The sequence below is a fragment of the Streptomyces sp. RLA123 genome, assembly GCF_056270165.1.
Genome location: NZ_JBWDOR010000003.1, coordinates 904,206 through 926,706 on the forward strand (window position 1 = coordinate 904,206; position 22,501 = coordinate 926,706).

20 protein-coding genes and 1 pseudogene are annotated in these 22,501 nt (G+C 72.3%); 9 read left to right on the plus strand and 12 right to left on the minus strand.

Going from position 1 to position 22,501, the window contains the following annotated elements:
• Nucleotides 1–118: 118 nt before the first annotated feature.
• The 5 genes from RV983_RS04125 to RV983_RS04145 are packed head-to-tail and all read right to left on the minus strand — an operon-like array spanning nucleotide 119 to nucleotide 6,387.
• On the minus strand, nucleotides 119–1,933 hold the full coding sequence (locus RV983_RS04125; RefSeq protein ID WP_475984390.1) for an alpha-galactosidase D: 1,815 nt from the start codon (nucleotides 1,931–1,933) through the stop codon (nucleotides 119–121).
• A 52-nt stretch (nucleotides 1,934–1,985) separates the two neighbouring features.
• The gene (locus RV983_RS04130) at nucleotides 1,986–2,915 is read right to left on the minus strand and encodes a carbohydrate ABC transporter permease (protein ID WP_475984391.1); all 930 of its coding nucleotides are present in this window, start codon (nucleotides 2,913–2,915) and stop codon (nucleotides 1,986–1,988) included.
• Nucleotides 2,912–3,868, minus strand: a complete 957-nt coding sequence (locus tag RV983_RS04135) for a carbohydrate ABC transporter permease (protein WP_475984392.1) — start codon at nucleotides 3,866–3,868, stop codon at nucleotides 2,912–2,914. The genes RV983_RS04130 and RV983_RS04135 overlap by 4 nt, the downstream gene beginning before the upstream one ends.
• 21 nt (nucleotides 3,869–3,889) lie before the next feature.
• Nucleotides 3,890–5,203, minus strand: a complete 1,314-nt coding sequence (locus tag RV983_RS04140) for an ABC transporter substrate-binding protein (RefSeq protein WP_475984393.1) — start codon at nucleotides 5,201–5,203, stop codon at nucleotides 3,890–3,892.
• 2 nt (nucleotides 5,204–5,205) lie between these two features.
• The gene (locus RV983_RS04145; protein ID WP_475984394.1) at nucleotides 5,206–6,387 is read right to left on the minus strand and encodes an ROK family protein; all 1,182 of its coding nucleotides are present in this window, start codon (nucleotides 6,385–6,387) and stop codon (nucleotides 5,206–5,208) included.
• A 182-nt stretch (nucleotides 6,388–6,569) separates the two neighbouring features.
• On the opposite strand from RV983_RS04145, the gene RV983_RS04150 reads away from it, so the two are divergent.
• Nucleotides 6,570–8,708 carry an alpha-galactosidase gene (locus RV983_RS04150; protein WP_475984395.1) on the plus strand — a complete coding sequence of 713 codons (2,139 nt, stop codon included), beginning with the start codon at nucleotides 6,570–6,572 and terminating at the stop codon, nucleotides 8,706–8,708.
• A 158-nt stretch (nucleotides 8,709–8,866) separates the two neighbouring features.
• Here the strand turns inward: RV983_RS04150 and RV983_RS04155 are convergent, their stop codons facing one another.
• Genes RV983_RS04155 through RV983_RS04165 form a run of 3 tightly spaced genes read right to left on the minus strand, consistent with a single transcriptional unit; the run spans nucleotide 8,867 to nucleotide 11,627 of the window.
• A complete protein-coding gene (locus RV983_RS04155; protein WP_475984396.1) occupies nucleotides 8,867–9,427 on the minus strand; it encodes a cysteine hydrolase family protein in 561 nt (186 codons plus the stop codon).
• The gene (locus RV983_RS04160) at nucleotides 9,403–11,181 is read right to left on the minus strand and encodes an MFS transporter (protein WP_475984397.1); all 1,779 of its coding nucleotides are present in this window, start codon (nucleotides 11,179–11,181) and stop codon (nucleotides 9,403–9,405) included. Before RV983_RS04160 ends, RV983_RS04155 begins: the two co-directional genes overlap by 25 nt.
• Nucleotides 11,178–11,627, minus strand: coding sequence for a MarR family winged helix-turn-helix transcriptional regulator (locus tag RV983_RS04165; RefSeq protein WP_475984398.1), 450 nt, complete (start codon nucleotides 11,625–11,627; stop codon nucleotides 11,178–11,180). The genes RV983_RS04160 and RV983_RS04165 overlap by 4 nt, the downstream gene beginning before the upstream one ends.
• A gap of 287 nt (nucleotides 11,628–11,914) precedes the next feature.
• On the opposite strand from RV983_RS04165, the gene RV983_RS04170 reads away from it, so the two are divergent.
• The gene (locus RV983_RS04170) at nucleotides 11,915–12,634 is read left to right on the plus strand and encodes an SDR family oxidoreductase (protein WP_475984399.1); all 720 of its coding nucleotides are present in this window, start codon (nucleotides 11,915–11,917) and stop codon (nucleotides 12,632–12,634) included.
• A 39-nt stretch (nucleotides 12,635–12,673) separates the two neighbouring features.
• On the opposite strand, the gene RV983_RS04175 is transcribed toward RV983_RS04170, so the two are convergent.
• Nucleotides 12,674–13,354, minus strand: a complete 681-nt coding sequence (locus RV983_RS04175) for an SDR family oxidoreductase (RefSeq protein WP_475984400.1) — start codon at nucleotides 13,352–13,354, stop codon at nucleotides 12,674–12,676.
• 361 nt (nucleotides 13,355–13,715) lie between these two features.
• Here RV983_RS04175 and RV983_RS04180 point away from each other — a divergent pair, with 361 nt between their 5' ends.
• The 3 genes from RV983_RS04180 (at nucleotide 13,716) to RV983_RS04190 (ending at nucleotide 15,484) form a co-directional block, all read left to right on the plus strand.
• On the plus strand, nucleotides 13,716–14,312 hold the full coding sequence (locus tag RV983_RS04180) for a class I SAM-dependent methyltransferase (RefSeq protein WP_475984401.1): 597 nt from the start codon (nucleotides 13,716–13,718) through the stop codon (nucleotides 14,310–14,312).
• 64 nt (nucleotides 14,313–14,376) lie between these two features.
• A complete protein-coding gene (locus RV983_RS04185) occupies nucleotides 14,377–15,120 on the plus strand; it encodes a DUF4328 domain-containing protein (protein ID WP_475984402.1) in 744 nt (247 codons plus the stop codon).
• A gap of 112 nt (nucleotides 15,121–15,232) precedes the next feature.
• A complete protein-coding gene (locus RV983_RS04190) occupies nucleotides 15,233–15,484 on the plus strand; it encodes a hypothetical protein (protein WP_475984403.1) in 252 nt (83 codons plus the stop codon).
• Nucleotides 15,485–15,686: 202 nt separating this feature from the next.
• Here the strand turns inward: RV983_RS04190 and RV983_RS04195 are convergent.
• A pseudogene (locus RV983_RS04195) lies at nucleotides 15,687–15,833 on the minus strand (carbohydrate-binding protein); the annotation flags it as partial.
• A gap of 206 nt (nucleotides 15,834–16,039) precedes the next feature.
• Here RV983_RS04195 and RV983_RS04200 point away from each other — a divergent pair.
• Nucleotides 16,040–17,410, plus strand: coding sequence for an FAD-binding oxidoreductase (locus tag RV983_RS04200; RefSeq protein WP_475984404.1), 1,371 nt, complete (start codon nucleotides 16,040–16,042; stop codon nucleotides 17,408–17,410).
• On the opposite strand, the gene RV983_RS04205 is transcribed toward RV983_RS04200, so the two are convergent.
• Complete coding sequence (locus RV983_RS04205; protein ID WP_475984405.1) at nucleotides 17,407–18,555, minus strand: TDT family transporter; 1,149 nt, start codon at nucleotides 18,553–18,555, stop codon at nucleotides 17,407–17,409. The genes RV983_RS04200 and RV983_RS04205 overlap by 4 nt on opposite strands.
• A gap of 70 nt (nucleotides 18,556–18,625) precedes the next feature.
• On the opposite strand from RV983_RS04205, the gene RV983_RS04210 reads away from it, so the two are divergent.
• The 3 genes from RV983_RS04210 to RV983_RS04220 all read left to right on the plus strand — a co-directional run bounded on the left by RV983_RS04210 (nucleotide 18,626) and on the right by RV983_RS04220 (nucleotide 21,390).
• Complete coding sequence (locus tag RV983_RS04210) at nucleotides 18,626–19,549, plus strand: LysR family transcriptional regulator (protein WP_475984406.1); 924 nt, start codon at nucleotides 18,626–18,628, stop codon at nucleotides 19,547–19,549.
• An 80-nt stretch (nucleotides 19,550–19,629) separates the two neighbouring features.
• On the plus strand, nucleotides 19,630–20,106 hold the full coding sequence (locus RV983_RS04215; RefSeq protein ID WP_475984407.1) for a MarR family winged helix-turn-helix transcriptional regulator: 477 nt from the start codon (nucleotides 19,630–19,632) through the stop codon (nucleotides 20,104–20,106).
• A gap of 582 nt (nucleotides 20,107–20,688) precedes the next feature.
• Entirely contained in the window at nucleotides 20,689–21,390 is a 702-nt protein-coding gene (locus RV983_RS04220) for a hypothetical protein (protein WP_475984408.1), read from the plus strand.
• A 15-nt stretch (nucleotides 21,391–21,405) separates the two neighbouring features.
• Here the strand turns inward: RV983_RS04220 and pip are convergent, their stop codons facing one another.
• Entirely contained in the window at nucleotides 21,406–22,371 is a 966-nt protein-coding gene (gene pip / locus RV983_RS04225) for a prolyl aminopeptidase (protein WP_475984409.1), read from the minus strand.
• Between the last annotated feature and the right edge of the window lie 130 nt (nucleotides 22,372–22,501).

Here is a 22,501-nt window from a genome sequence, read left to right on the forward strand (position 1 = left end):
GTCTACCTCGCGCGGACGGCCTCCGCCCGTTGGAGGAGTCCGGGCCCGTCCGTCCGGCCGCCGTGCGGATCGCCCGTGCGGGGCGCGGGGCCCGGCGAAACGCCGGGCCCCGCGGGGGTCACACGCCCTTCGGGACGTCGATCCGGTCGATGTCGGGGGCGTACCCGGAGCCGCTGTCGAAGGTGATGGTGTTGGCGCCGGCCTTGAGGCTGAGGGGGATGCTCACGGTCTCGGCCGTCCCCCAGTCGCCGGTGGACGCGAACGCGTATGTGGTGGCACCGCCGTCGTTGACGGAGACCTCCGCCGGGCGGGGGTCGCCGCTGACGTAGGCGACCTTCACCGAGTAGATGCCGGCCCTGGGGACGACCACGTCGTTGAAGCGCAGTGAGCCGCCGAGGTAGAGGTTGCCGACCTTGTGGGAGCCGGAGCAGACGCCGCAGTCGGCGACCGAGGCGCTGCCGCCCAGGGTGTTGCCCGCGGCCTCGGCCTCGTACCCGGTCGTCGCCTGCGCCGGGCCGTGCGGGGTGACGGTGAACAGGCGCGAGCCGTGCGCGGGCAGGGTCTCGGTGATCTTGTCCTTGCGGCTGCCGAGGTCCTGGTGGTTCCACAGGTCGCGCACCGAACCGCGGCCGGAGAAGCCGAGGGCGGCCCAGTCGGCGGTGACGGCGGCGGGGGTGTCACCGAGGTTGAACAGGGCGACGGTCCGGCTGCCGTCGGGGTTCTCGGCGGCCCACACCTGCCGGTCGCCGGCCGCGGTGACCGGGCGGGCCGGCGGGGTGCTCGACCGGTCGACCGCGATGACCTCGCGGTTGGTCAGCAGCGAGGTGCCGTAGGCGTCGAGCCGGGTGAGGTCGTCACCGGTGAACAGCGGGGACTTGGCGATGGCCCACAGCGTCATGTAGGTCTGCCGCTCGGCCTTGGTGAGACCGTCCATGTCGCCGTTGCCGACGTCGAGCGAGTCCAGGTCGTTCCAGCCGCCGGGGCCGCCGTGCCGGCTCCAGGCCGCGGCGTCGGTGAACCGGTCGTCGACCGAGTTCTCCCAGCTGACCAGGGTGTCGCAGTAGCACTCGACATCGGTGTCGATCCGCCAGCCGTTGGAGTACTTCTTCCAGTCCGCGATGTGGCCGATGTCGAGCGACCACGACAGTTCCAGATGGATGGGGCGGCCGGTGGCGGCGATGGCCTTCTGCCAGGCGGCGATGTCGGCGACGTTGTCGTAGTTGTCGCCGTTCTTGAAGGAGCCCGGGCCCACGCCGTCGATCTTGAGGAAGTCGTAGCCCCAGCCGGCGATCAGCCGCGCCTGCGAGTCGATGTACTTCTGTGCGCAGGGCCGGGAGAAGTCGATCTTGTAGGAGCTGTCCCAGCCGTTGGTGGTGCGCAGGTCGCCGTAGACGATGTCCCCGGTGGTGCAGCCCGGGGCGTTCCAGACCGGGACCTTGCCGTCGCCGTAGCCCTCCTTCTCCAGCCCGACGGGCAGGTAGATGCCGGCCTTCAGGCCCTTGGCGTGGATGTGGTCGGCGACCGGCTTCATGCCGCGGGGGAAGCGCACCGGGTCCGCGGTCTGCCGGCCGTTGGCGTCGAACTCCGGCTTCCAGTCCTTGTCGCGCCACCAGCCGGCGTCGATGTTGACGTAGCTGTAGCCGTACTTCTTGAGCTTGGCGGCCATCGCGTCGGTCTGCTGGAGCACCTTCTGCTCGGTGAGCCAGCTGTAGTCGCCGTCCGGGTTGAGCCCGGGGTACTTGGAGGACTGCATGCTCCAGCTCGACCAGCCCATGTACGGCGTGGCCGCGACCGGTGCCGCGGTGGCGGCCGGCGCCTCCGGCGCGACGGCCCGGGCCGCGGGCACGGCGGTGGACACGCCTGCGGTGAGGGCCAGGACGAGCAGGGTCCGGGCAGCGCTCGCGGGCAGGACGGAATACGAGGGTGACCGCATGGGTCGGCCTCCTGGGGTTGGGGGGACTGCGGGGGCGGATGCTGTGGGGGCGTCAGCCCTTGCCGGAGCCGATGGTCAGACCGCTGATGAACTGCCGCTGGAGGGCGAAGTAGACCAGCAGCGTGGGAACCGCCGTCATCAGGGCGCCGGCGGCGATCAGGTTGGGATTGGTGAAGTACTGGCCCTGCAGATTGGCCAGGGCCGAGGTGATGGGGCGTTTGTCGCCCGTCTCGATCAGCGCGAGCGGCCAGAAGAAGTCGTTGTAGATCCAGATCGACTCCAGCGTGGCCAGTGCGGCGAAGGCCGGCCTGCACAGCGGCAGGATGATCTGGAAGAACTGCCGCCACACCTGGGCGCCGTCGACGAGCGCCGCCTCGGAGATCTCCTGCGGGATCGTCTTCATGTAGTTGCTGAGCACGAAGGTGCAGAACCCGCACTGGTACGCGATGTGGATGGCGATGATGCCCCACACGGAGTTGTAGAGCAGCAGCGAGTCGCTCATCCAGGCGGGCAGCGGGATCAGCAGGTAGAGCCGGTAGAGCGGCGTGATGAGCACCTGGGCGGGGAGCAGGTTGCCCGCGGTGAAGAGCATGAGCAGGACGATGTTCCACCGGAAGTCGAAGCGCGAGACGAAGAACGCGACCGCCGCGGAGAACAGCAGGGTCCCCAGCACCGAGGGCACGGTGATGAGCACCGAGTTCCAGAAGAAGTGCGGCATGCCCGACTGGGTCCAGGCGTCGGTGTAGTTGCTCAGGCTGATCCCGTGCGGCCACGACAGATAGCCGTGCTTGCTGGTGTCCGCGTACGGACGCAGCGACGTGTACACCGCCCACAGCAGCGGCACCAGCCACAGCAGGGCGATGCCGCCGAGCATCAGATGACGGCCCGTCTGGCGCCGCGGGCGCGAGACGCCGGCGTACGGCCCCGGCCCGCGCTCGGCGCGCTCCCGGGAGGGGGCCTGCTCGGTGGCGGTGCTGGTCACTGGGCCTCCTTGCGGAAGTTCTGTACGAGGAAGGTCCCGATGGCGGCCAGGGAGACGATGAGCAGCACGACGGCCAGGGCGGAGCCGTAGCCGATGTGGCTGGACTCGCCGATGATGTTGTCGGTGATCAGGAGGGACAGCAGCTCCATCCCGGGTTTGCTGCCGACGCCGCCGCCGAGCACGTACACCACGTCGAAGGCGCGCAGCGACTCCATGACGGTGACGACCAGGATGATGACGTTGACCGGCCGCAGCGCCGGGAAGACCACCTTGAGGAAGGTCTGCCGGCCGTTGGCGCCGTCGAGGGCCGCGGCCTCCTTCAGGGCAGGGTCGAAGCCCTTCAGGCCGGCCAGGTAGAGGATCATGATGTAGCCGGTGTGCCGCCAGGCCGAGGCGACCAGCACGGACCAGAGGTTGAGGTCCGGGTCGCCCAGCCAGTCGATGTGGTGGCCGGGGGCGGCGGCGTTGATGATCCCGTCCAGCAGCCCGCTGTCGGGGTTGTAGATGATCTCCCAGATCAGGCCGACCACGGCCAGGGAGAGCACCATGGGCAGGAAGATCGCGGTCTGGTAGACCCGGGTGAAGCGCAGTTTCCGGTCCAGCTGGTAGGCGAGGAAGATGCCGAACGGGGTCGGCAGCAGCGCCGTGAACAGCAGCCAGGTCACGTTGTGCCGCACCGCGGGCCAGAACGGCGGGTAGTTGGTGAAGATCTGCCGGTAGTTCTCCAGCCCGGTCCAGTGGATGTCGGACAGCGCGATGCCGTCCCAACTGGTGAACGACAGGCCCATGGAGGCCAGCGCGGGCAGCCAGACGAGGACCAGCAGCGCGAGCAGCGGGATGCCCAGGACGACGGTCAGGAAGAGGCGGTCGCCGGGCCCCAGCCGGCGCGGACGGGACCGGTGGCGTGCGGGGGGACGCGAGCGGGGCGGCGCTGAGGGGGGAGCGGACGGCACGGTGTTCCTTCCCGGTCCGGGTCAGGCGGTGAAGAAGCGGGACCGCTGCGACTCGATCTGCTTCAGCAGGGACGAGCCGTCGTCGGGGTGGCCCAGCCACTGCGTGAGCCCGGGCAGCACGACCGTGGAGACAAAACCGGGGTCGCTGTCGCGGTCCGCGAACTGCGTGATGTGCTTGGCGGAGGCGATGAGTTCGGCCGACTTCTTCTGGAGCGGGTTGTAGGAGCCGGTGTCCGCCTTCGCGTGGACGGCCACATTGCTCGGGTCCACACCCATGTAGAGGTTCTCCGCGCCGGCGCTGCCGAGGAACTCCAGGAGCTTCTTCGCGCCGGCCTCGTTCTTGGGCCGGCGGCTGAGCATGAAGCCGTCGGTGGGCGCCTCGACGGCGTCCTGGCCCTGCGCCGGGTCGATCTCGGGGAACGGGAAGAAGTCGATGTCGTCGCGGAGCTTCTCGTCGGAGATCTGCTGCCCGACGAAGAGACCGATGATCGCCATGCCGGACTTCTTGTCCAGCAGCGACTGCGCCGCGTCCTGCCAGGAGCGGCCCGCGGCCCCCTGCTGGTAGTACGGGGCGATCTCGCGCCACAGGTCGAGGACGGCGACGGTACGGCGGTCGGTCCAGGAGACCTCGCCGCGCATCAGCTGCATGTGGAAGTCGTAGCCGTTGGCCCGCAGATCGAGGTAGTCGAAGGCGCCCAGGATGCTCCACGCGTCGCCGCCGCCGTAGCCGGAGGCGATGGGCGACAGGCCGTCCTTCTTCATGCGCTTGGCCAGCGCGGTGAACTCCGACCAGGTGCGGGGGGCGGTGTAACCGCGCTCCTGGAACAGGCTCTTGCGGTAGAAGACGGCCCACGGGTAGTTGTACAGCGGCACGAAGTAGTACTTGCCGTCCTCGCCGCGCGACAGCTGCTTGGTCGCGTCGCTGAAGCCGTCGCCTATCTTCTCCCACACGTCGTCCAGCGGCGTGCACAGGCCCTTCTTGGCGAAGTACTGCATGCGGTATCCGGCGAACCAGGTGAAGACGTCGTCCGGGGTGCCCTGCAGGTAGGTGGAGATGCTCTTCTGGAAGCTGTCGTGGTCCACGGTGTTCGTCTTCACCGCCAGACCGCTGTCCTTGGTGAAGGCCTTGGTCACCGCCGCGTAGGCGGACTTGGGCGTGGCGTCGGCGCCGTTGGACCCGAAGGTCACCGTCTTGGGGTCGGCGCCCGCTCCCCCGCCGCAGGCGGTGAGCAGCGGCGCGGCCAGGGCGGCCGCCCCGAGGCCGAGCATGCCGCCGACCACGCGGCGGCGGTCCGGCTGGGAGGCGGTCGGGGAAGTGCGGCTCTGCAGTGTCATCGCTACTCCTTTGGCGTGTCTGATCGGATGAAGGACTGGATCGCGGTGGCCGCGGCCCCGCGCGCCCACTCGTCGAAGGGCAGCGGCCGGGTCTGCAGGTCGCACTGCGCGGCCGTACCGAAGGCGGAGGCGGTGAACCCGTCGCGGATCTGGTCGGCGAACAGGTCGTAGGCCGCCAGCCCCTCGCCGGAGATGATCACGCGTTCCGGGCCCAGCAGGTTGGCCACGGCGCCGATGGCCCGGCCGATCGCCTCGCCTGCCCGCGCGTACACCGCGCGGGCCCCGGGGTCGCCCCGGTGGGCGAGTTCCAGGGCTTCGGCGGCGTCGGCCACCGCGACGCCGGTCGCCGCCCGTACGTCCCGGACGATGGCGGGGTCGGCGGCGATGGCCTCCACGCAGCCGCGGTTGCCGCAGTGGCAGAGCGGGCCGGCGGGGTCGATGGCCAGGTGCCCGATCTCGCCTGCCACACCGTAGGCCCCGGAGACCACATTGCCGTGGACGACCAGGCCGCAGCCGATGCCGGCGCCCACGGTGACGACGGCGAAGCCGCCCAGCCCGACGCCGGCCCCGAACCACTGCTCGGCGACGGTGAGGGCCCGTACGTCGTTCTCGACGGTGACCGGCAGGCCGGTCGTCATCGCCACGATCTCGGCCAGGGCGACGTCGCGCCACTCCAGGAACGGCGACCAGCGCACGACCCCGGCGGCCCGGTCGACGTCGCCCGAGACGGCCAGGCCCAGTCCGCGGACCGGGACGCCGAAGCCGTCGGCCTCGGCACGCAGTTCCTGGACCAGGTCGCCGAGTTCGGCGAGCACCGGGCCCGGCTCACGGCTCGTCAGCGGCACGTGCCGGGCGACCCGGATCCGGCAGCACAGGTCGGTGAGGACGCCGATGATCTCGTCCCCGGTCACCTTGAGGCCGATGAACAGCGCCCGCCCGGCGTCCACACGGACATGGTTGGCGGGCCGTCCGAGTGCGGGACGGGCCGCCCCGTCCGCCTCGTCCACCAGGTAGCCGGCCTCGATGAGGGGCCGGACCGCCTTGGTGACCGCGGCGGCGGACAGCCCGGCGCGCCGGGCGATGTCGGCCCGGGTCAGGGGCCCGTGCGACAGCACGATGGTGAAGATCTGCGAGGCGGCCGGGGTGTGAGCCGGCATCGCCTCGCCGGGTGGGGTCGAGCGCATGGCCGGGAACCTAGGTCTGTTCTTTTCTGCTGTCAATGAAAGAAACAAGGTTGGGCGGAAGCTGCGGTTTTGAACCAGCCATGGTTTGTAAAGTGTTGCCGCAGGCGAAGGTTGACATCTGATCAAAGGTCACGCTTGGCTTTCGCCTACTGCCTCGTGGCGTCGACCGATCGTGAGGACCCATGGCCCTGATCTCCTTCGCCCCGCACACCGGGGTCTGGCTGCTGTCCACCGCGCGCACGTCGTACGCGCTGCGGACCGACGAGACCGGGGCCCCCTGTCACGTCGCCTGGGGGCCGCGGCTGACTCTCGCGGAGGCGGCGGAGCTGGCCGTCCCCCTGGCTCCGCCGGCCAGCAGCTTCGAAGGGCGCCCGGCGGTGGGCGAGGAGCTCCCCGTCGACGGCGGGGCGCGCTACGGAGTGCCGTCGCTCCAGGTCCGCTTCGCGGACGGCTCGCGTGCCTTCGAGTGGGAGCCCGCCGGCCACCGGGTCGACGAGGCGAGCCCCGGTTCCGCCGAGTTGGCGCTCGCCTACCGCGACCGCGGGTACCCGCTGGAGGTGACGCTCCACTACCGGGTCCACGCGGACACCGATGCCGTCGAGCGCTGGACCGTCCTGCGCAACGCCGGCGACCAGGAGCTGTCGCTGCCGCGCGCCGACTCCGCCGCCTGGACGCTGCCCGCGCTGTCCGGCTACCGGCTCAGCCACGTCACCGGGCAGTGGTCCGCGGAGAACAGGCTGCACCGCGAGCGGCTCCCGGCCGGCGAGATTGTCCTCACCAGCCGGCGCGGCGTCACCAGCCACCACGCGAACCCGTGGGTCATGCTCGACGCGGGCGACGCCACGGAGGAGCAGGGCCGGGTGTGGAGCGCCGCCCTCGCGTGGAGCGGCAGTTGGCGCATCACCGCGCAGCGCACCCCCGACGGCCGGGCGGGCCTCACCGGCGGCGCGGGCCATGACGGCGTGAGCCTGCGGCTCGCCCCCGGCGAGGAGTTCACCACGCCCGTCATGGCCGGGCTCTTCAGCGACGGCGGTTTCGGCGCGGCAAGCCGCGCCTGGCACGCGTACACCCTGGCGCACGTCCTGCCCCGGCCGCGCGAGACGGCGTCCGTGCTCTACAACTCCTGGGAGGCGACGGGCTTCGACGTCGAGCCGGCCGCCCAGGCCGCGCTCGCGGCGCGCGCCGCGGCCCTCGGCGTCGAGCTGTACGTGGTCGACGACGGCTGGTTCGGCGGCCGCCGCCACGACCGCGCCGGACTGGGCGACTGGACGCCCTCACCGGACCGCTTCCCGGACGGGCTCGGTCCGCTCGTCCGCGAAGTCCACCGGCTCGGCATGAAGTTCGGCCTCTGGGTGGAACCCGAGATGGTCAACGCCGACAGCGACCTGTACCGCGAGCACCCCGACTGGGTCCTGCACGTCCCCGGCCGCACCCGCACCGAGCTGCGCCATCAGCTGGTGCTGAACTTCGCCCGCCGCGACGTCGCCGACTGGGCGTACGGCTGGCTGACGCGCCTGGTCGCCGACCACGGCATCGACTTCCTCAAGTGGGACATGAACCGCGCCTTCAGCGAGGCGGGATGGCCCGAACGCACCGGCGGCGCCGACCGGCTGTGGACCGGGTACGTGCACCACCTCTACGGCGTCCTCGACCGGCTCCGGGCCGACCACCCGGACCTGCGCATCGAGGCGTGCAGCGGCGGCGGCGGCCGCGTCGACCTCGGTATCCTGGCCCGCACCGACCAGGCCTGGACCTCGGACAACACCGACGCGGCCGACCGCACCGGCATCCAGCACGGCCACACCCAGATCTACCCCGCCCGCACCATGGCCGCCTGGGTCACCGACGTCCCGAACCAGCTCACCGGCCGCACGGTGCCGCTGCGCTTCCGCTTCCACGTGGCGATGGCCGGGCTGCTCGGGATCGGCGGCGACCTGAGCCGCTGGCCGGAGGAGGAACTGGCCGAGGCGGCGGAGCTGGTCGCGGAGTACAAGACGGTCCGTCATCTCGTCCAGCACGGCGTCCTGCACCGCCTGGCAGGCCCGGACGACGACGGCGCCACCGTCGTCCAGTACGTCTCCCCGGACGGCGTGGAGACGCTGCTGCTGGCCTGGCGCCCCCCGCTCCCCCACGGCACCCCCCAGCGCCCCGTCCGCCTCGCCGGTCTCACCCCCGGCGCCCGCTACCGCGACGCCCGCACCGGCGCCGTCCACCACACCACGGTGCTGACCGGCTACGGGATCCCACTCGGCCTCCCCGCGCGGGACTGGGCGAGCACCGCGGTGCACCTCGTACGCGTGCCGGAGGGCGAGGGCCCCTGACCGGGGGCGCCCCACGAACGCCCGGAGGCCGCGAGCGCCCTGACACCTCGCGGTCTCCGGGCCGTCACGCGGCCCGGCAACCCGGCGTAGCGGCCGCCCGGTTCGGCGGGGAGGACGGCACCTCGTCGCGCCGGTCCCGCGCCCGTGACGCCCGGCGGTCAGTTCTTGACGGCCAGCACCCATTCGTCGACGGAGATGACGGCCGCCTGCCGGGGGAAGACCTTCTCCGTCAGCACGCGGTGCACCTCCGGGTCCGCGTCGAGGCAGCCGTCGGCCAGCACCGTGAGGCCGAAGTCCAGGTCGGCGGCCTGGCGGAGGGTGGACAGCACGACCCCGCTGGTGGCGATGCCGGTCAGGACGAGGCTGTCGATGCCGCGGGCGCGCAGGATCATGTCGAGGTCGCTGCCGGCGAAGGCGCTGACGCGCTTCTTGGTGACGACCAGGTCGCCGGGCTCGGGGGCGATGTCGGGGTGGATCTGCGCACCGGGGTCGCTCTCGGCGAAGGCTCCGCTGCCGGCGAGGGCGCTGAAGGTCTTGTTGCGGGTGCTGACTTCGGGGTGCCCGTCACGGAAGCCGATGACGACGTAGAGGACGGGGATGCCGGAGGCGTGGGCCGCGTTGACGGCCCCGCGCAGGCGCGGCAGGTAGTCGGTGTCGGGGGCGAAGCGGTCGACGATCCCCCGCTGGACGTCCATCACGAGGAGTGCGCTGTGCGCCATGCTTCTGTTTCCTGTCCTTCGTTCGTGCCGGCCGGTGTGCCCGGTCCGGCCTTGTGGTGCCGGCCGCGGAACACCGAGGCGACCGCGGCGATCAGGGACATCGCCGTGGCGGCGGTGAAGACCGTGACGAGCCCGTGGTGGAAGGGTCCGGAGACCAGCGCGGGGAAGAACCCGTTTCCGGTCAGGACGTCGACGTTGTGCTGGGGGAGGGAGTGCAGGACACCGCTGGGCCCGAGCAGGTGGCTGATGGGGTTGTTGCCGAGGAAGGTGGCGAACAGCGTGCTGACCGGGGGCAGTCCTGCCACCTGGCCCGCCGTGCCCGCGGGCACGCCCTGGCCCCGCAGCCCGCTTTCCAGCGCGCCGGGGAGCGAGCCGGCCAGACCGGAGATCATGAGCGAGAAGGACAGCCCGATGGACAGGGCGGTGCCCGAGTTCTGGAACGTCGAGCGCATGCCGGAGGCCACACCCCGCTGGTCCGGCGCGACACTGCCCATGATCGCGGAGGTGTTGGGCGCCGAGAACATGCCCTGCCCGATGCCGCTGAGCAGCAGCAGCCCCGCGAAGGCGGGATAGGGGAAGTTCACGGGCAGCATGAGCAGCCCGACGAAGCCGGCGGCCACCAGCACCAGTCCGGTCGTGGAGAACAGCCGCGCGCCGAAGCGGTCCGAGAGGTAGCCGGAGGCGGGGCCCGCGATGAGGAAACCTACGGTGAGCGGCAGCATGAAGATGCCCGCCCACAGCGGGGTGTCCTCGAAGGCGTAGCCGTGCAGCGGCAGCCAGATGCCCTGCAACCAGATGATCAGCATGAACTGCAGGCCGCCGCGGGCGACGGAGATGAGCAGCGCGGCCAGGTTGCCGGCGGCGAAGGCGCGGATACGGAAGAGGCCGAGGCGGAACATCGGTTCGGCGATGCGGGTCTCGACGACGCAGAACACCAGCAGCAGCGCGACGCCGGCCGCCAGGCCGCCGAACACCCAGGGGTTGGTCCAGCCGGTGGGGTGACCGCCGTAGGGCTGGATCCCGTAGGTGATCGCGGCGAGCAGTCCGCCCGCCCCGGCGGTGAAGGTGATGTTGCCGATCCAGTCGATCCGGCCCGGTTTGCGTACGCCGGTCTCACGGAGGCTGCGGTAGGACCAGATGGTGCCGACGATGCCGATCGGGACACTGATCCAGAACACCGCGCGCCAGTCGATCGTGGCCAGCAGGCCGCCGGCGAGCAACCCGAGGAACTGTCCCGCCAGGGCGGTGATCTGGTTGATGCCGAGCGCCATCCCGCGCTGTCCGGACGGGAACGCGTCGGTGAGGATGGCCGCGGAGTTGGCCGTGAGCATCGCACCGCCCACGGCCTGCACGACGCGGAAGCCGATCAGCCAGAGTGCGCCCGAGCCGCCCTTGAACGGGTCCAGCGACAGCGCGAGCGAGGCGGCGGCGAAGATCGCGAAGCCCATGTTGTACATGCGGACACGGCCGAACATGTCCCCGAGCCGGCCGAGCGCGACCACGAGGACCGCGGAGACCAGCAGGTAGCCCAGGATCATCCAGAGCAGATAGCCGATGTTGCCGGGCGCCAGCGGGTCGAGGCCGATGCCGCGGAAGATCGCGGGGAGCGAGATGATCACGATCGAGCCGTCGATGGTCGCGATCAGGACGCCCAGCGTCGTGTTGGAGAGCGCGACCCACTTGTACCGGCCGTCGTCCTCCGGCCGGCCGTTGCCTTCGGGGCGGGCCGTCGTGCCCGCCGGTGCGGCGCTCACAGCCGCTCCGAGAGCCGGTCCAGCAGCGGCAGCACCGCCAGCAATCGGTGCCGTTCGTCGTCGGTGAACTCCGTCCGGATGATCGCGCCCAGCCGCTGCACGGACTCCGAGCGCCGGTCGGCGAGCACCTTGCGGCCCGCGTCCGTCACCGTCACCACCGCACGGCGTCCATCGGCGGCATCGGGGCGGCGGCTGACCAGCCCCCGTTCCTCCAGCCCCGCCAGCGTCGTCGCCATGGCCTGCGGGCGCACCCGCTCCGATTCGGCGAGCGACCCGGGGGAATCCGGTCCCTCGCCGTCCAGCCGCGCCAGTACGGACACCTCGGAGAGCGTCACGTCCCCCACCGCGTGTGCCTGTCGCAGTCGGCGCGCGATCCGGCCCACGGCCAGCCGGAGTGCCGCTCCGACCTCCGTGGGGTCGTCCGCCGCCGGCGTCGTCTCGTCCATAATTAATTACAGTAGCTTAATCAATTGGCTGTAACTACCCCCGTCCCGAGGGCCGCCGCAGCGATGAGTCCGAGCCCCGGGCCCGGTCCCGGGCGGTGAGGGCTGAACGCGGCCGTCCGCCCCGCCGGTTGACGCGGGCGGGCCGCGGTCGTCGCCGGGGACCCGCGGTCCGGGTGGTGGCGGGGACCCGTGCGGCATACGTTTGACGTGGGAGCGGCGCCGTACGCTCGTACGCCATCGCGACGCCGGTCCACGGCCCTGCAGTCCATCGCCGGTGAGGTGCTCCCATGAGAATCCAAGGGTCTGTCGCTCTGGTCACCGGAGCGAACCGCGGGCTCGGTGAGCAGTTCGTGCGGGCGCTCCTCGACGCGGGAGCGGCCAAGGTCTACGCGGGGGCGCGCGATCCGGGAAAGGTCACCGTGCCGGGGACGATCCCGCTCGCCGTGGACATCACCGACCAGGAATCCGTGCGCGCGGTGGCCGAACAGGCCCAGGACGTGACGCTCCTCGTCAACAACGCGGGTTCGACGACCCGGGCCCATGTGCTCACCTCCGACTTGGACTCGTTCCGCAAGGAGTTCGAGACGCACGTCCTCGGGACCCTCGCCATGAGCCGGGCCTTCGCGCCGGTTCTCGGGCGCAACGGCGGCGGCACGATCGTCAATGTGCTGTCCGTGCTGTCCTGGGTGTCGATCCCGGCCAGCGCCGGATACGCCGCGGCCAAGTCCGCCGAGTGGTCCGTGACCAACGCCCTGCGGGTGGCGCTCGCGGAACAGGGCACACAGGTCACCGCCGTGCACGTCAGTTACCTCGCGACGGAGATGGCCGCACGGATACCGGGCCCCAAGGCCGATCCCGCCGCGGTGGCCCGCGCGGCCGTCGACGGGGTCGACGCCGGACTGGACGAGGTGCTCGCCGACGACGTCAGCCGGCAGGTCGAGGCGGCGCTGGCGGCGGGACCCGAGGCTCTGTATCCCCAGCTGTCCGGCGGGCACCCGCTGGTCTGACCGCCCGGGCGGTTCCTTCCCCCGCCGGTCAGCGGCCGGTCAGTGCGGGAGAAGCTGCTGGCCGCCGTCGATGTCGTACGTCGCACCGGTGAGTGCGTCGTTGACCATGATGTGCAGCGCCAGAGCGGCGATGTCGCCCGGGCCGACGACCCGCCGGATGGGCAGCGTGGAGCGCAACTCCTCGCGTCGCGCGTCGAGTTGATCACCCAGCAGCGAGGCCGACAGAGGCGTGTCGACGAATCCGGCCGCGATGAGGTTGACCCGGACCGGTGCGATCTCCAGCGCGAGATTGGCGACCAGCGCGGGCAGCGCCGCCGTCATGGCGCTCACGACGGACAGGCCGACGCCCGGTCGCCGGGCGCCGGTGCCGCCGATGAACAGCAGCGTTCCCCCGGCCCTGACCTTCTCGCGGCCGTAGAGGGCGACCGCGAGCGTCATCGCCAGGCGGTCACTGAACTGCCTGCGGGCCACGACGAGGTCCATGTCGTCGAGGGGCATGTAGGCGGGACCGCCGGCGGTGACCATCACGTGGTCGACCGGCCCCTCCAACTCCTCGAAGAACCGCTGGAGCCGGTCGGTGTCGGTGGCGTCGAACGACGCCGTGCTCAGCGGCCGGAGTTCGAGCGCGGCCCGCTCCAGCCGTTCCGGGTCGCGGCCGACGAGGATCAGCCGGGCGCCGCGCGCGCGCCTGGCGGGCGGTCTCCAGCCCCATGCCCGCACTGGCGCCGATCACCACGACGGTCTGCCCGGCGAGGCCCGGCGGACCGAGGGTGCCGGGAACACCGGGCGCCCCGGTCATGGCACGACCTCGCGGCCGCCGTCGTACTCGCGGACGCGGTGCGGCTCGCTGCTCATCCGTGCCTCCGGGGGTCGCCTCCGCTCCATCGTCGCGCTTCGGCCCGCCGATCGCCCGTCGGCCGGCCACGGCGTCGGGAGGCACTGCCAGTCCGGCCGTCCATCGTCGCCACCCATGGCCGAGACCTCCCACCTCGATGCCGTCCGCGCCTCGTAGGACACCGTCGCCGTCGACCACGCCCGGCTCCTCGGCGGCAGACTCGCCGAACCCGCCCTGGACCGCGCGATGGCGGCCCGCGTTCGTCGGCCGTGTCCGCGCCGACGGCTCCCACCGCGTCGCCGACCTCGGCTGCGGCCGGACCGGGTGACGACGCACCTCGCCTCGCCGGGGCTCGACGTGTTCGGCGCCGACCTCTCCCCCGGCATGGTGGAGGTGGCCCGGCGCACCTACCCCGTGCTGCGGTTCGAGGTGGGCACGATGCCGGCGCTGGACCTGCCCGACGCGGGCCTCGGCGGCGTCCTGTCCTGGCACTCCACCGTCCACACGCCGCCACGGGAGCTCCCGGCCGTCCTCGCCGAGTTCCACCGCGTGCCGGCGCCCGGCGGCCCTGCTCATCGCGTTCACAGCGGGCGACGCGCGTGTCCGGCTGGAGCACGCCTACGGCCACCCGGCCGCACTGGACGTCCACCAGTACCCTCCGGACCGCGTCGCCGGGCTGCCGGCCGAGGCTGGATTCCCCGAGACCGCACGCCTGGTGCGGGCGGCCGGCGTCGGCGAGCGGACGCCGCACGCGTTCCTGCTCGCCCGCAGGAACGGCGGTGGGTGACACGGCGGGGCCGGGCGCCCCGACCCGCGTGGACGTCCGGTGACCTGGTGACATAAGTTCCTGCGTGCCCGCTCGCGGCGGGCCCACCACTCGTCCACCATCCCTTGGGGGGATCCCATCGTGTCGCTCAACCCTGCCGGTCCGCCGGGCACTGCCCCCTACTCCGGGGCCGGCCTGTCACCCACGCCTCCTCCGGCCCCGGCCGGCGTGCTCCGGTCGCCGCTCGGCCTGGCGAACGCGGTCACCACGCTGCTGGCGCTGGTGATCGCGCTGGACGTGTTCGCGATCGTCGCGGACATCAATCTCTACTCCACAGCCGGGACGTGGGCGCCGGACGACCTCGCCTCGGTCAGCGAGGCCGGCCCCGCCGACGTGCTCGTGTCCGCCGCCTCGCTCATGCAGGCCATCGGCCTCCTGGCCACGGCGGTCGTCTTCATCATCTGGTTCCACCGGGTGCGCGCCAACGGCGAGGTCTTCTCGCCCAACGGGTTCGACAAGGGGCGCGGCTGGGCCATCGGCGGATGGTTCGTCCCCATCGGCAACCTCGCCATCCCGTACCGCATCGCCCGTGACATCTGGACCGCCAGTACGCAGCGCGCCCCGGACGGCTCGTGGCGCCCGGCCCGGACGGGCATCATCACCGCGTGGTGGTTCGTGTGGATCCTCAGCCTGATCGTCGACCGGGTGGCCTCCCAGGTGTACTCCGGCGCCGAGGTGCCCGACGCCGTGCAGGACTCCGCACTCGACATGGCCGTGGCGACCACGCTGGACGTCGCCGCCGCCGTGCTGGCGATCCTCTTCGTCCGGCGACTCACCGCCATGCAACATCGCATGGCCACCCAGGGCCCGCTGGTCGCCTCCTGAGGTTCCCGCGTTCCTCGGCGTCCGGGCGCCGGCCACGTGCCGGTGCCCGGACGCGTTTTCGCGGCCCGGGTTGCGAGCGGTGCGGACACGCGGGGAGGCTGGCAGAGGAACGGTGCCACGAAGGCGGTGGTGGGACGTGGAGCGCCAGGTGTCGGTCGAGATGACCGGTGAGGGCTATCGCGTCGCGTGCCGGGACACGGGCGCGGTCGGGCACGGCATGACCGAGTCGGAAGCGTGGACGGACTTCTGGCAGGCCCTGCACGCGGTGTGGAAGTCGCCGGAGGACGCGCGGGCCGCCGCCGAGCGGCGGGACGCGGACCGTGCGCGGCCCCGGATGGACCGGGTGCGCGGCCTGCTGAGCTGAGCCTGTCCGAAGCGGCCGCGGCACACCGCGGGTCGCCTGCCGCGGACCGTGGCATAGGCAGACGGCCTGAGCCGGCACGCGGTGATCGAGGGCATCCACGAGGGCCGCACCTACGTGGCGGAGTCCTCCGCGATGACGATGGCCTTCACTGTGCCCGTCGGCTTCGCCGAGACGCCGACGGTGGACGGGGACGTGCCCGTCCAGTGCCGGGCGTCTCGTTCTGCGTCCACCACTTGGCCTGCCAGTTGTGGCCGCTGTAGGAGGCCGTCATCCCGTTCGTGTAGACCGAGGATGCGCTCCACGCGGCCGCGCGGGTGGCGGCGGAGGCGAGGGTGGTGAGGAGTGCCAGAGTGCGTCGCGTGACCGTAACTGCTCCTTGCGTGGGGAGAGTTGTGTTGCGCACTGAGCAATGGGATTGACCTAGGCCTGTCAAGGTCTAGACCAACCCGCGTTCCGCTTGAGGCCGCGCCCCGGCGGCGTAGCGTGGGACGAGGGGGGAAGCACCACGGGGGACGGCGGCAACGGGGGGCCTCAGCGCTACGAGGAGCGTGGGCGATGGGCAACCCCTCGACCGACCGGCTGCGTGAGCGCGTCCGCGGCCCGGTGATCACCCCCGGCAACGACGACTACGACCAGGCACGTACCGTCCGCAACGCCATGATCGACAGACGCCCCGCGGCCGTTGTGCGCTGCGCCGGCACGGATGACGTCAGGGCCGTCGTGGACTTCGCGCGGGACAACGACGTCGATCTCGCCGTGCGCGGCGGCGGGCACAGCGTGCCCGGCTTCGGCACATGCGACGGCGGTGTCGTCGCCGACCTGTCGCCGATGCGCGCGGTGCGGGTGGACCCGGCGACGCGGACGGCCCGCGCCGAGGGCGGAGCCACCTGGGACGACTTCAACACCGCGACGCACGCCTTCGGACTGGCCACGACCGGCGGCATCATCTCCAGCACCGGTGTCTCCGGGCTGACCCTCGGCGGGGGCATCGGATACCTGAGCCGGGCGCTCGGCCTGAGCTGCGACAACCTCGTCTCCGCGGACGTGGTGACCGCGGACGGGGAGCTGGTCGTCGCGAGCGGCAAGGAGCACGACGACCTGTTCTGGGCACTGCGCGGCGGGGGCGGCAACTTCGGGGCCGTGACCTCGTTCGTGTTCCGGCTGGCGCCGCTGACGGACGTCTACGGCGGCCTGATGCTCTTCGAGCCGGACGACGCCGCCATGGTGCTGCGCGCCTACCGCGAGGCCATCGCCGCCGCCCCGGAACGGCTCTGCGTCTTCCCGGCGTTCCACATCGCGCCACCGCTGCCGTTCATCCCCGAGGACCGGCACGGGGACCTGTTCGCCGTCCTCGTGGCGTGCTGGGCCGGACCGCCGGGAGAGGGTGAGCGCGCGCTGCGGCCGTTCCGCGACGCGGCCCCGGTGGCCGCCGAGCACGTCGGCCCGATGTCCTATCCGGCGATGAACCGCCTCTTCGACGCGATCGCGCCGCCCGGCCTCCAGCACTACTGGAAGGCCGCGTTCGCCACCGAGCTGACCGACGAGGCCATCGCGGCCCTCGCCGCCCACGCCCCCGGGCTGCCCGCGGTCAACTCGGCCGTCCATCTCTACCCGATCGACGGCGCCTGCCACCGGGTGGCCGCGGACGCGACCGCCTTCGCCTACCGCGACGCCTCGTTCGCGGCGGTCATCGCCGGAATGTGGCCCGACGCCGCGGCCAACGACGCCAACATCGCCTGGGTGCGCGGCTGCTACGACGCGATCGCGCCGCACGCGCAGGAGGGCGGTTACATCAACTTCATGGCCGGTGACGACCAGAACCGCATCCGGGCCAACTACCGCGGCAACTACGACCGCCTGGTGGAGGTGAAGAGGGCCTACGACCCGGGCAACCTCTTCCACCTCAACCAGAACATCACGCCTTAACGTGCGGGCGCCGGAAGGAAGATGCTCCCGCGCGCCGCGGCCCGCGCCGTGCGCGTCGCGACCGTGACCCACGCCACGAGCAGCAGGGTGCCGAGCACGACCGCCGCGCCCTGGAAGGCCGTCGCGTGCAGACGCAGCGCGAGCGCGCTCGTGCCGGTGACGCAGGTGCCCACAGGGAAGGTGAAACTCCACCAGGTCAGCGAGAAGGGCAGGCCGCGGCGCGCGGTGCGCACCGTGAGGGCCGCCGCCAGGACGAGCCACATCATCGCGAAGCCCCAGACGGGCACGCCGTACACGAAGCCGAACACCTCGGCGCCGGTGGCGTAGGGGCGCGGCAGCACCGAGGGGGCCACCCCGCCGAGCAGGTTGGCGGCGGTCACGGACTGGCCCAGCGGTCCCAGCACGATCCAGAGCGTCGGCACCATCGCGGCCGGGCCCGTCTTGTGGTGCACGAGCCGGCTCCACACCTGGGTGATGATCACCAGGCTCGCGATCAGGCTCATGCCGAACATCGCGTAGCACGCCAGCAGCAGCGTGAGTCGTCCCTGCCCGGGCGCGAGGTGCGGGATCAGGGCGGCGCCGGTGGCGGCCGAGACCATCGGGGGCACGACGGGCATCAGCCATCCGCCGAAGGCCGCGTCCTCGGTGACGCGGTGGTCGGTCATGGCCCGGTACGGGATCCACACCCAGGTCGCCAGACCCAGCAGGGTGCCCGCCGACCAGAGCACCACGTCCACGACGAGCGCCGGGCGCTCCCCGATCCACGCGGAGCCCAGCGTCAGGGTGCCGGTGCCGACCGTCATCAGCGCCATCGCGGGGGCGCCCCAGAAATGCGCCATGACCGGATTGCCGGCGTGCGCGCGGCCCCGTTCCGGGTGGCGCGTCCAGTGCACGGACCAGGCGGCGGTGAGTACGACGAGCCAGGCGGCTGCCAGGGCCCATACGACGGTGGCGAACGTCCGCAGCCCCGGCACGTGCACGGGGAGGCCGGCCGCGGCGACGGCGACGATGCCGGTGCCCATGACGGAGGCGTACCAGTTGGGACCGAGGTCGCGGAAGAGCTGGGAGGGGTGGTCCAGCTCCCGCAGCAGACCGGTGCGCGGGTGGGCGCCGGTCCTGGGCGGGGCGGTGAGCGAGCTGTGCATGGGCACAGCCTCCCCCCGCCCCCGAGGCCGCGGTAGGGATCATTCCGCGATGGGGTCATAGACTCGGGCTATGCCCCTGCCCGAGCGTGTGAGCGACCTGGCGGCGTACGACCTGCTGCTGTCCGTCGCCCGCCTGGGCAGTGTGGGCGCGGCCGCCCGCGCGCACGGCATCAGCCAGCCGTCCGCGAGTTCCCGGCTCCGCCATCTGGAGCGCCGGCTCGGGCTGCACCTCCTGGAGCGGTCGCCCCGAGGCTCGCGGCTCACCGAGCAGGGCGCGCTGGTCGCCGACTGGGCCCGCACCGCGGTGGACGCGGCGGCCTCGCTGGACGCGGGCGTGACCTCGCTGCTGGGCACCACGGAGAGCCGGCTCCAGGTGGCGGCCAGCATGACGGTGGCCGAGTACCTCCTCCCCCAGTGGCTTGCGGTCCTGCGGGCCCGCGCGCCGCAGACCTCGGTCGCCCTGACCGCGGGCAACTCCGACGAGGTCGCGGCCGCCGTGCGGGAGGGCAGGGCACACCTCGGATTCGTCGAGGCCCCCGATGTCCCGCGCGGGCTGACCGCCCGCACCGTGGGACGCGACGAGCTCACGGTGATCGTGGCCCCGGCCCACCCCTGGGCACGCCGTTCGGGGATCACCGCGGGCGAGCTGGCCGCCACGCCGCTGGTCAGCCGTGAACGCGGCTCCGGCACCCGCCGTTATCTGGAACGGGCCCTCGACGGGGTGGGCGCGGTGCCCCTCACCGCGCCTCTGCTCGAACTCCCGTCGACGACCGCGATCAAGACCGCCGTCGCCGACGGGGTCGCCCCCGCGGTCCTCAGCTCGCTCGCGCTCGCCGCGGAGCTGGCCAACGGCACCGTGGTCGCCGTACCGGTGCGTGACCTCGATCTCACGCGCGCCCTGCGGCTGGTCCACCCACGGACCAGCCCTCCCGCCGGCGCGGCCGGTGAACTCGCGGCGATCGCCCGGCACGGCGGCCCGCCGGCGGCCGCCTGAGGCCACCGCCACGACCTATCATTGAAGTGCGGCAACGATCCGCACCGGCGGATGGTTTCCCGCTTGATACGGTGATCGGCGTGACAGGACACGAGAACGCGAACCGGGACCCCGCATCCGATCCGCTGGACCGGCTCGGCTTCCTGTTGGCCCGTCACGGAGCCGTCGCCAAAGGCCGCGTGCACCATGCGTTCGCCGTCTGCGGACTGGCACCCCGTCAGGGCACCACGCTGATGCTGCTCGGCAGGTCGGGCCACATGAGCCAGCAGACGCTCGCCGGCGAACTCGGCGTCGACCCCAGCATCATGGTCGGCATCCTCAACGACCTGGAGTCCTGCCGCCTCGTGGAACGCCGCCGCGACCCGGCCGACCGCCGGCGGCACATCGTCGCCATCACCGAGGCGGGCGTCGACACGCTGACGCGGGTCGAGAAGGCCCTCCACGAGGTGGAGGGCGAGCTCTTCGCCGATCTCGCCCCCGAGGAGATCACCACGCTGCGCGGCCTCCTGGCCCGGGTCAGGGCGTCCCCGGCCGTCTCCCCGTTCGACGAGGCCTGAACGGCCGGCCCCGGCGCCCCGGACGGTACGGCCTCCGGACGCTACGGCTTCCGGGATGCGCGCGAAGGGCGGGCGGCCGTCACATCCGAGCGTCCCCACGCGCGATGACGGGCCACCCGCCCTGGCGGACAGGGCGACAGCCGTGTCCTGTCAGCCGCACTTACCGTCCCCACGGGCGCGGCCTCCTGCGCCTCCCTCACAGAGCGCAGGACCTTCACCCCGTCCTCACAGGTCCGGGGCGAAATTGAACGTACACGACGGTTGATCTATATCAATCATTATGCTCCTGTGACCATGACCTCAGCCCGACGCTCCCCGGCGGCGGAATAAAAGGCTCCGTGGGGCCGAGGGGCCGGCCCGGGCGGCGTGGGGCACCTCACACCGCACCGCCAGGCATGACGATCACGGCCCTGACCTGCACGTTCACGGAATCACACCTGGTGGGACCGCCAGAGGCCGACCCGGGGGCCTTGCGCTCCGCGCGCACCCTGTCGCAGAGTCCACACATATCCGGCCTCGTTCGCTTACGCGGCGATGGGGCAACCGGGCGGGGGGCACGTTCGAAAGGGTCCTTGTCCTCCCATGGTTTTCCCACGCAGCAACCAGGCAAAGCACCGCCGCGGTCGATCCCTGCTGTGGAAGGTCACGACGGCCGGCGTCGCAGCGGCCGCCGCGCTCGGCGGCACCGCCTGGGCACTGCAGCAGTCCTTCCAGGAACCCGCGGAGGCCGCCGGCAAGCCCCGGCCGGCCGCCGTCTCGCCGGCGCCCGCGTCCCACCGCACCGCCCCCAGCCCCGACGCCGCACCCGGCAAGGGGCTCGACCCGGCGGTCCACGGCGAGAAGAAGGCGAAGAAGGCGACCGGGAAGAAGACCGGCGCCGGCAAGAGTGCCGAGCCCGCCCACGAAGCGCCGTCCCCGAAGGCATCGGCGTCCACCTCCGCAAAGGCGACGCCCAAGCCCGCCAAACCCACCAAGCCCGCCGCACCCACGAAGTCCGCCGCGCCGACCCGCCACCCGGCCTCGAGCGCGCCGCACACGACCCACCCCACGCACCCCGCCGTCACCCCGTCACCGGTGGTCACCCACCCGTCGCACACGCCCCCGGCCACCCCGCCCGCACCCAGCACCCCGCCGGCGAGCCCCGATCCGACGGACACGGCGACACCGGCGCCGAAGCCCTCGGCCACGGACACCCCGGCCGAGGACACGGCGCCCTCCGCCACATCGGAGGGCCGGGTACCGCGCGGGCACGTCATGTGGTGGCAGCACCGCACACCGAGGTGACACCGCGGGCACGGATCAGCGCCCGCGCCCCGAGAAGCGCTCGACAGCCCGCAGTACGGCCTGCCCCATCGCGGGGCTGCCGGTGTGCCCCGAGTCGTCGATGACCTCCAACTCCGCGTCCGGCCACACCTTGGCCAGCTCCCACGCGGTCGTCAGCGGGCTGCCGAGGTCGAGCCGGCCGTGGATCAGCACCCCGGGGATGCCCGCCAGCCGGTGGGCGTCGCGCAGCAACTGCCCGTCCTCCAGCCAGGCGTCGTGCGAGAAGTAGTGCGCGCAGATCCGCGCGAACGCGATCAGCGCGTCGTCCGCCCGGTCGCTGTACGCACCCGGCTTCCCAAGGCTCTCGTGGGCGATGACCGCGTCCTCCCATGTGCACCAGTCCCGCGCCGCCTTGGCGCGCACGGCCTCGTCGGTGCTGTTCAGCAGCCGGCTGTAGGCGGCGACCAGGTCGCCGGCGCGGTCCTCGGGCGGCAGCGCGTCGCGGAAGGTCTCCCAGGGGCCGGGCAGCAGGCGGCCCACGCCGCGGTAGAGCCAGTCGGTCTCCTCGGGCCGGGTCGTCGTGACCCCGACGATGATGATCTCGGTGACCCGCTCGGGGTGGCGCTCGGCGTACGCGAGGATCAGGGTCGACCCCCAGGAGCCGCCGTAGAGCAGCCAGCGCTCGATGCCCAGGTGCTCGCGCAGCCGCTCCATGTCGGCGATCAGGTGCTCGGTGGTGTTCTCCGCGAGGCTCACGCCCGGGTCGGAGGCGTGCGGCAGGCTCTCCCCGCAGCCCCTCTGGTCGAACATGACAACCCGGTAGAGCTCGGGGTCGAAGCCGTTGCGGGCGCCGCGCTTGCCACCGCCGCCGGGGCCGCCGTGCACGCACACCGCGGGCTTGCCCTCCGGATTGCCGCTGACCTCCCAGTGGATCAGCTGGCCGTCGCCGACATCGAGCTGCCCCTGTGCGTACGGTTCGGAATGCCTGAACGGCGAAGCCACGGCGGTCTCCTCCTGCGGGATGCGGAACGGACGCGGTACGGACGCTGAAACGCCCAGGTGAGGCTACTGGGCGCGCCCCGGGGGACGCCATGCGCTCCCGCACGCCCTTCGCGGTACCGGCCAAGCCGTA

What these genes read in the sequence shown, in the direction of transcription:
- RV983_RS04170 (WP_475984399.1), top strand. Translation starts at nt 11,915, where the DNA reads ATGAGAATCCAAGGGTCTGTCGCTCTGGTCACCGGAGCGAACCGCGGG.
- RV983_RS04145 (WP_475984394.1), bottom strand. Translation starts at nt 6,387, where the DNA reads ATGCGCTCGACCCCACCCGGCGAGGCGATGCCGGCTCACACCCCGGCC.
- RV983_RS04140 (WP_475984393.1), bottom strand. Translation starts at nt 5,203, where the DNA reads ATGACACTGCAGAGCCGCACTTCCCCGACCGCCTCCCAGCCGGACCGC.
- RV983_RS04180 (WP_475984401.1), top strand. Translation starts at nt 13,716, where the DNA reads ATGGCGGCCCGCGTTCGTCGGCCGTGTCCGCGCCGACGGCTCCCACCG.
- RV983_RS04210 (WP_475984406.1), top strand. Translation starts at nt 18,626, where the DNA reads ATGCCCCTGCCCGAGCGTGTGAGCGACCTGGCGGCGTACGACCTGCTG.
- RV983_RS04150 (WP_475984395.1), top strand. Translation starts at nt 6,570, where the DNA reads ATGGCCCTGATCTCCTTCGCCCCGCACACCGGGGTCTGGCTGCTGTCC.
- RV983_RS04220 (WP_475984408.1), top strand. Translation starts at nt 20,689, where the DNA reads ATGGTTTTCCCACGCAGCAACCAGGCAAAGCACCGCCGCGGTCGATCC.
- RV983_RS04125 (WP_475984390.1), bottom strand. Translation starts at nt 1,933, where the DNA reads ATGCGGTCACCCTCGTATTCCGTCCTGCCCGCGAGCGCTGCCCGGACC.
- RV983_RS04165 (WP_475984398.1), bottom strand. Translation starts at nt 11,627, where the DNA reads ATGGACGAGACGACGCCGGCGGCGGACGACCCCACGGAGGTCGGAGCG.
- RV983_RS04155 (WP_475984396.1), bottom strand. Translation starts at nt 9,427, where the DNA reads ATGGCGCACAGCGCACTCCTCGTGATGGACGTCCAGCGGGGGATCGTC.
- RV983_RS04200 (WP_475984404.1), top strand. Translation starts at nt 16,040, where the DNA reads ATGGGCAACCCCTCGACCGACCGGCTGCGTGAGCGCGTCCGCGGCCCG.
- RV983_RS04205 (WP_475984405.1), bottom strand. Translation starts at nt 18,555, where the DNA reads ATGCACAGCTCGCTCACCGCCCCGCCCAGGACCGGCGCCCACCCGCGC.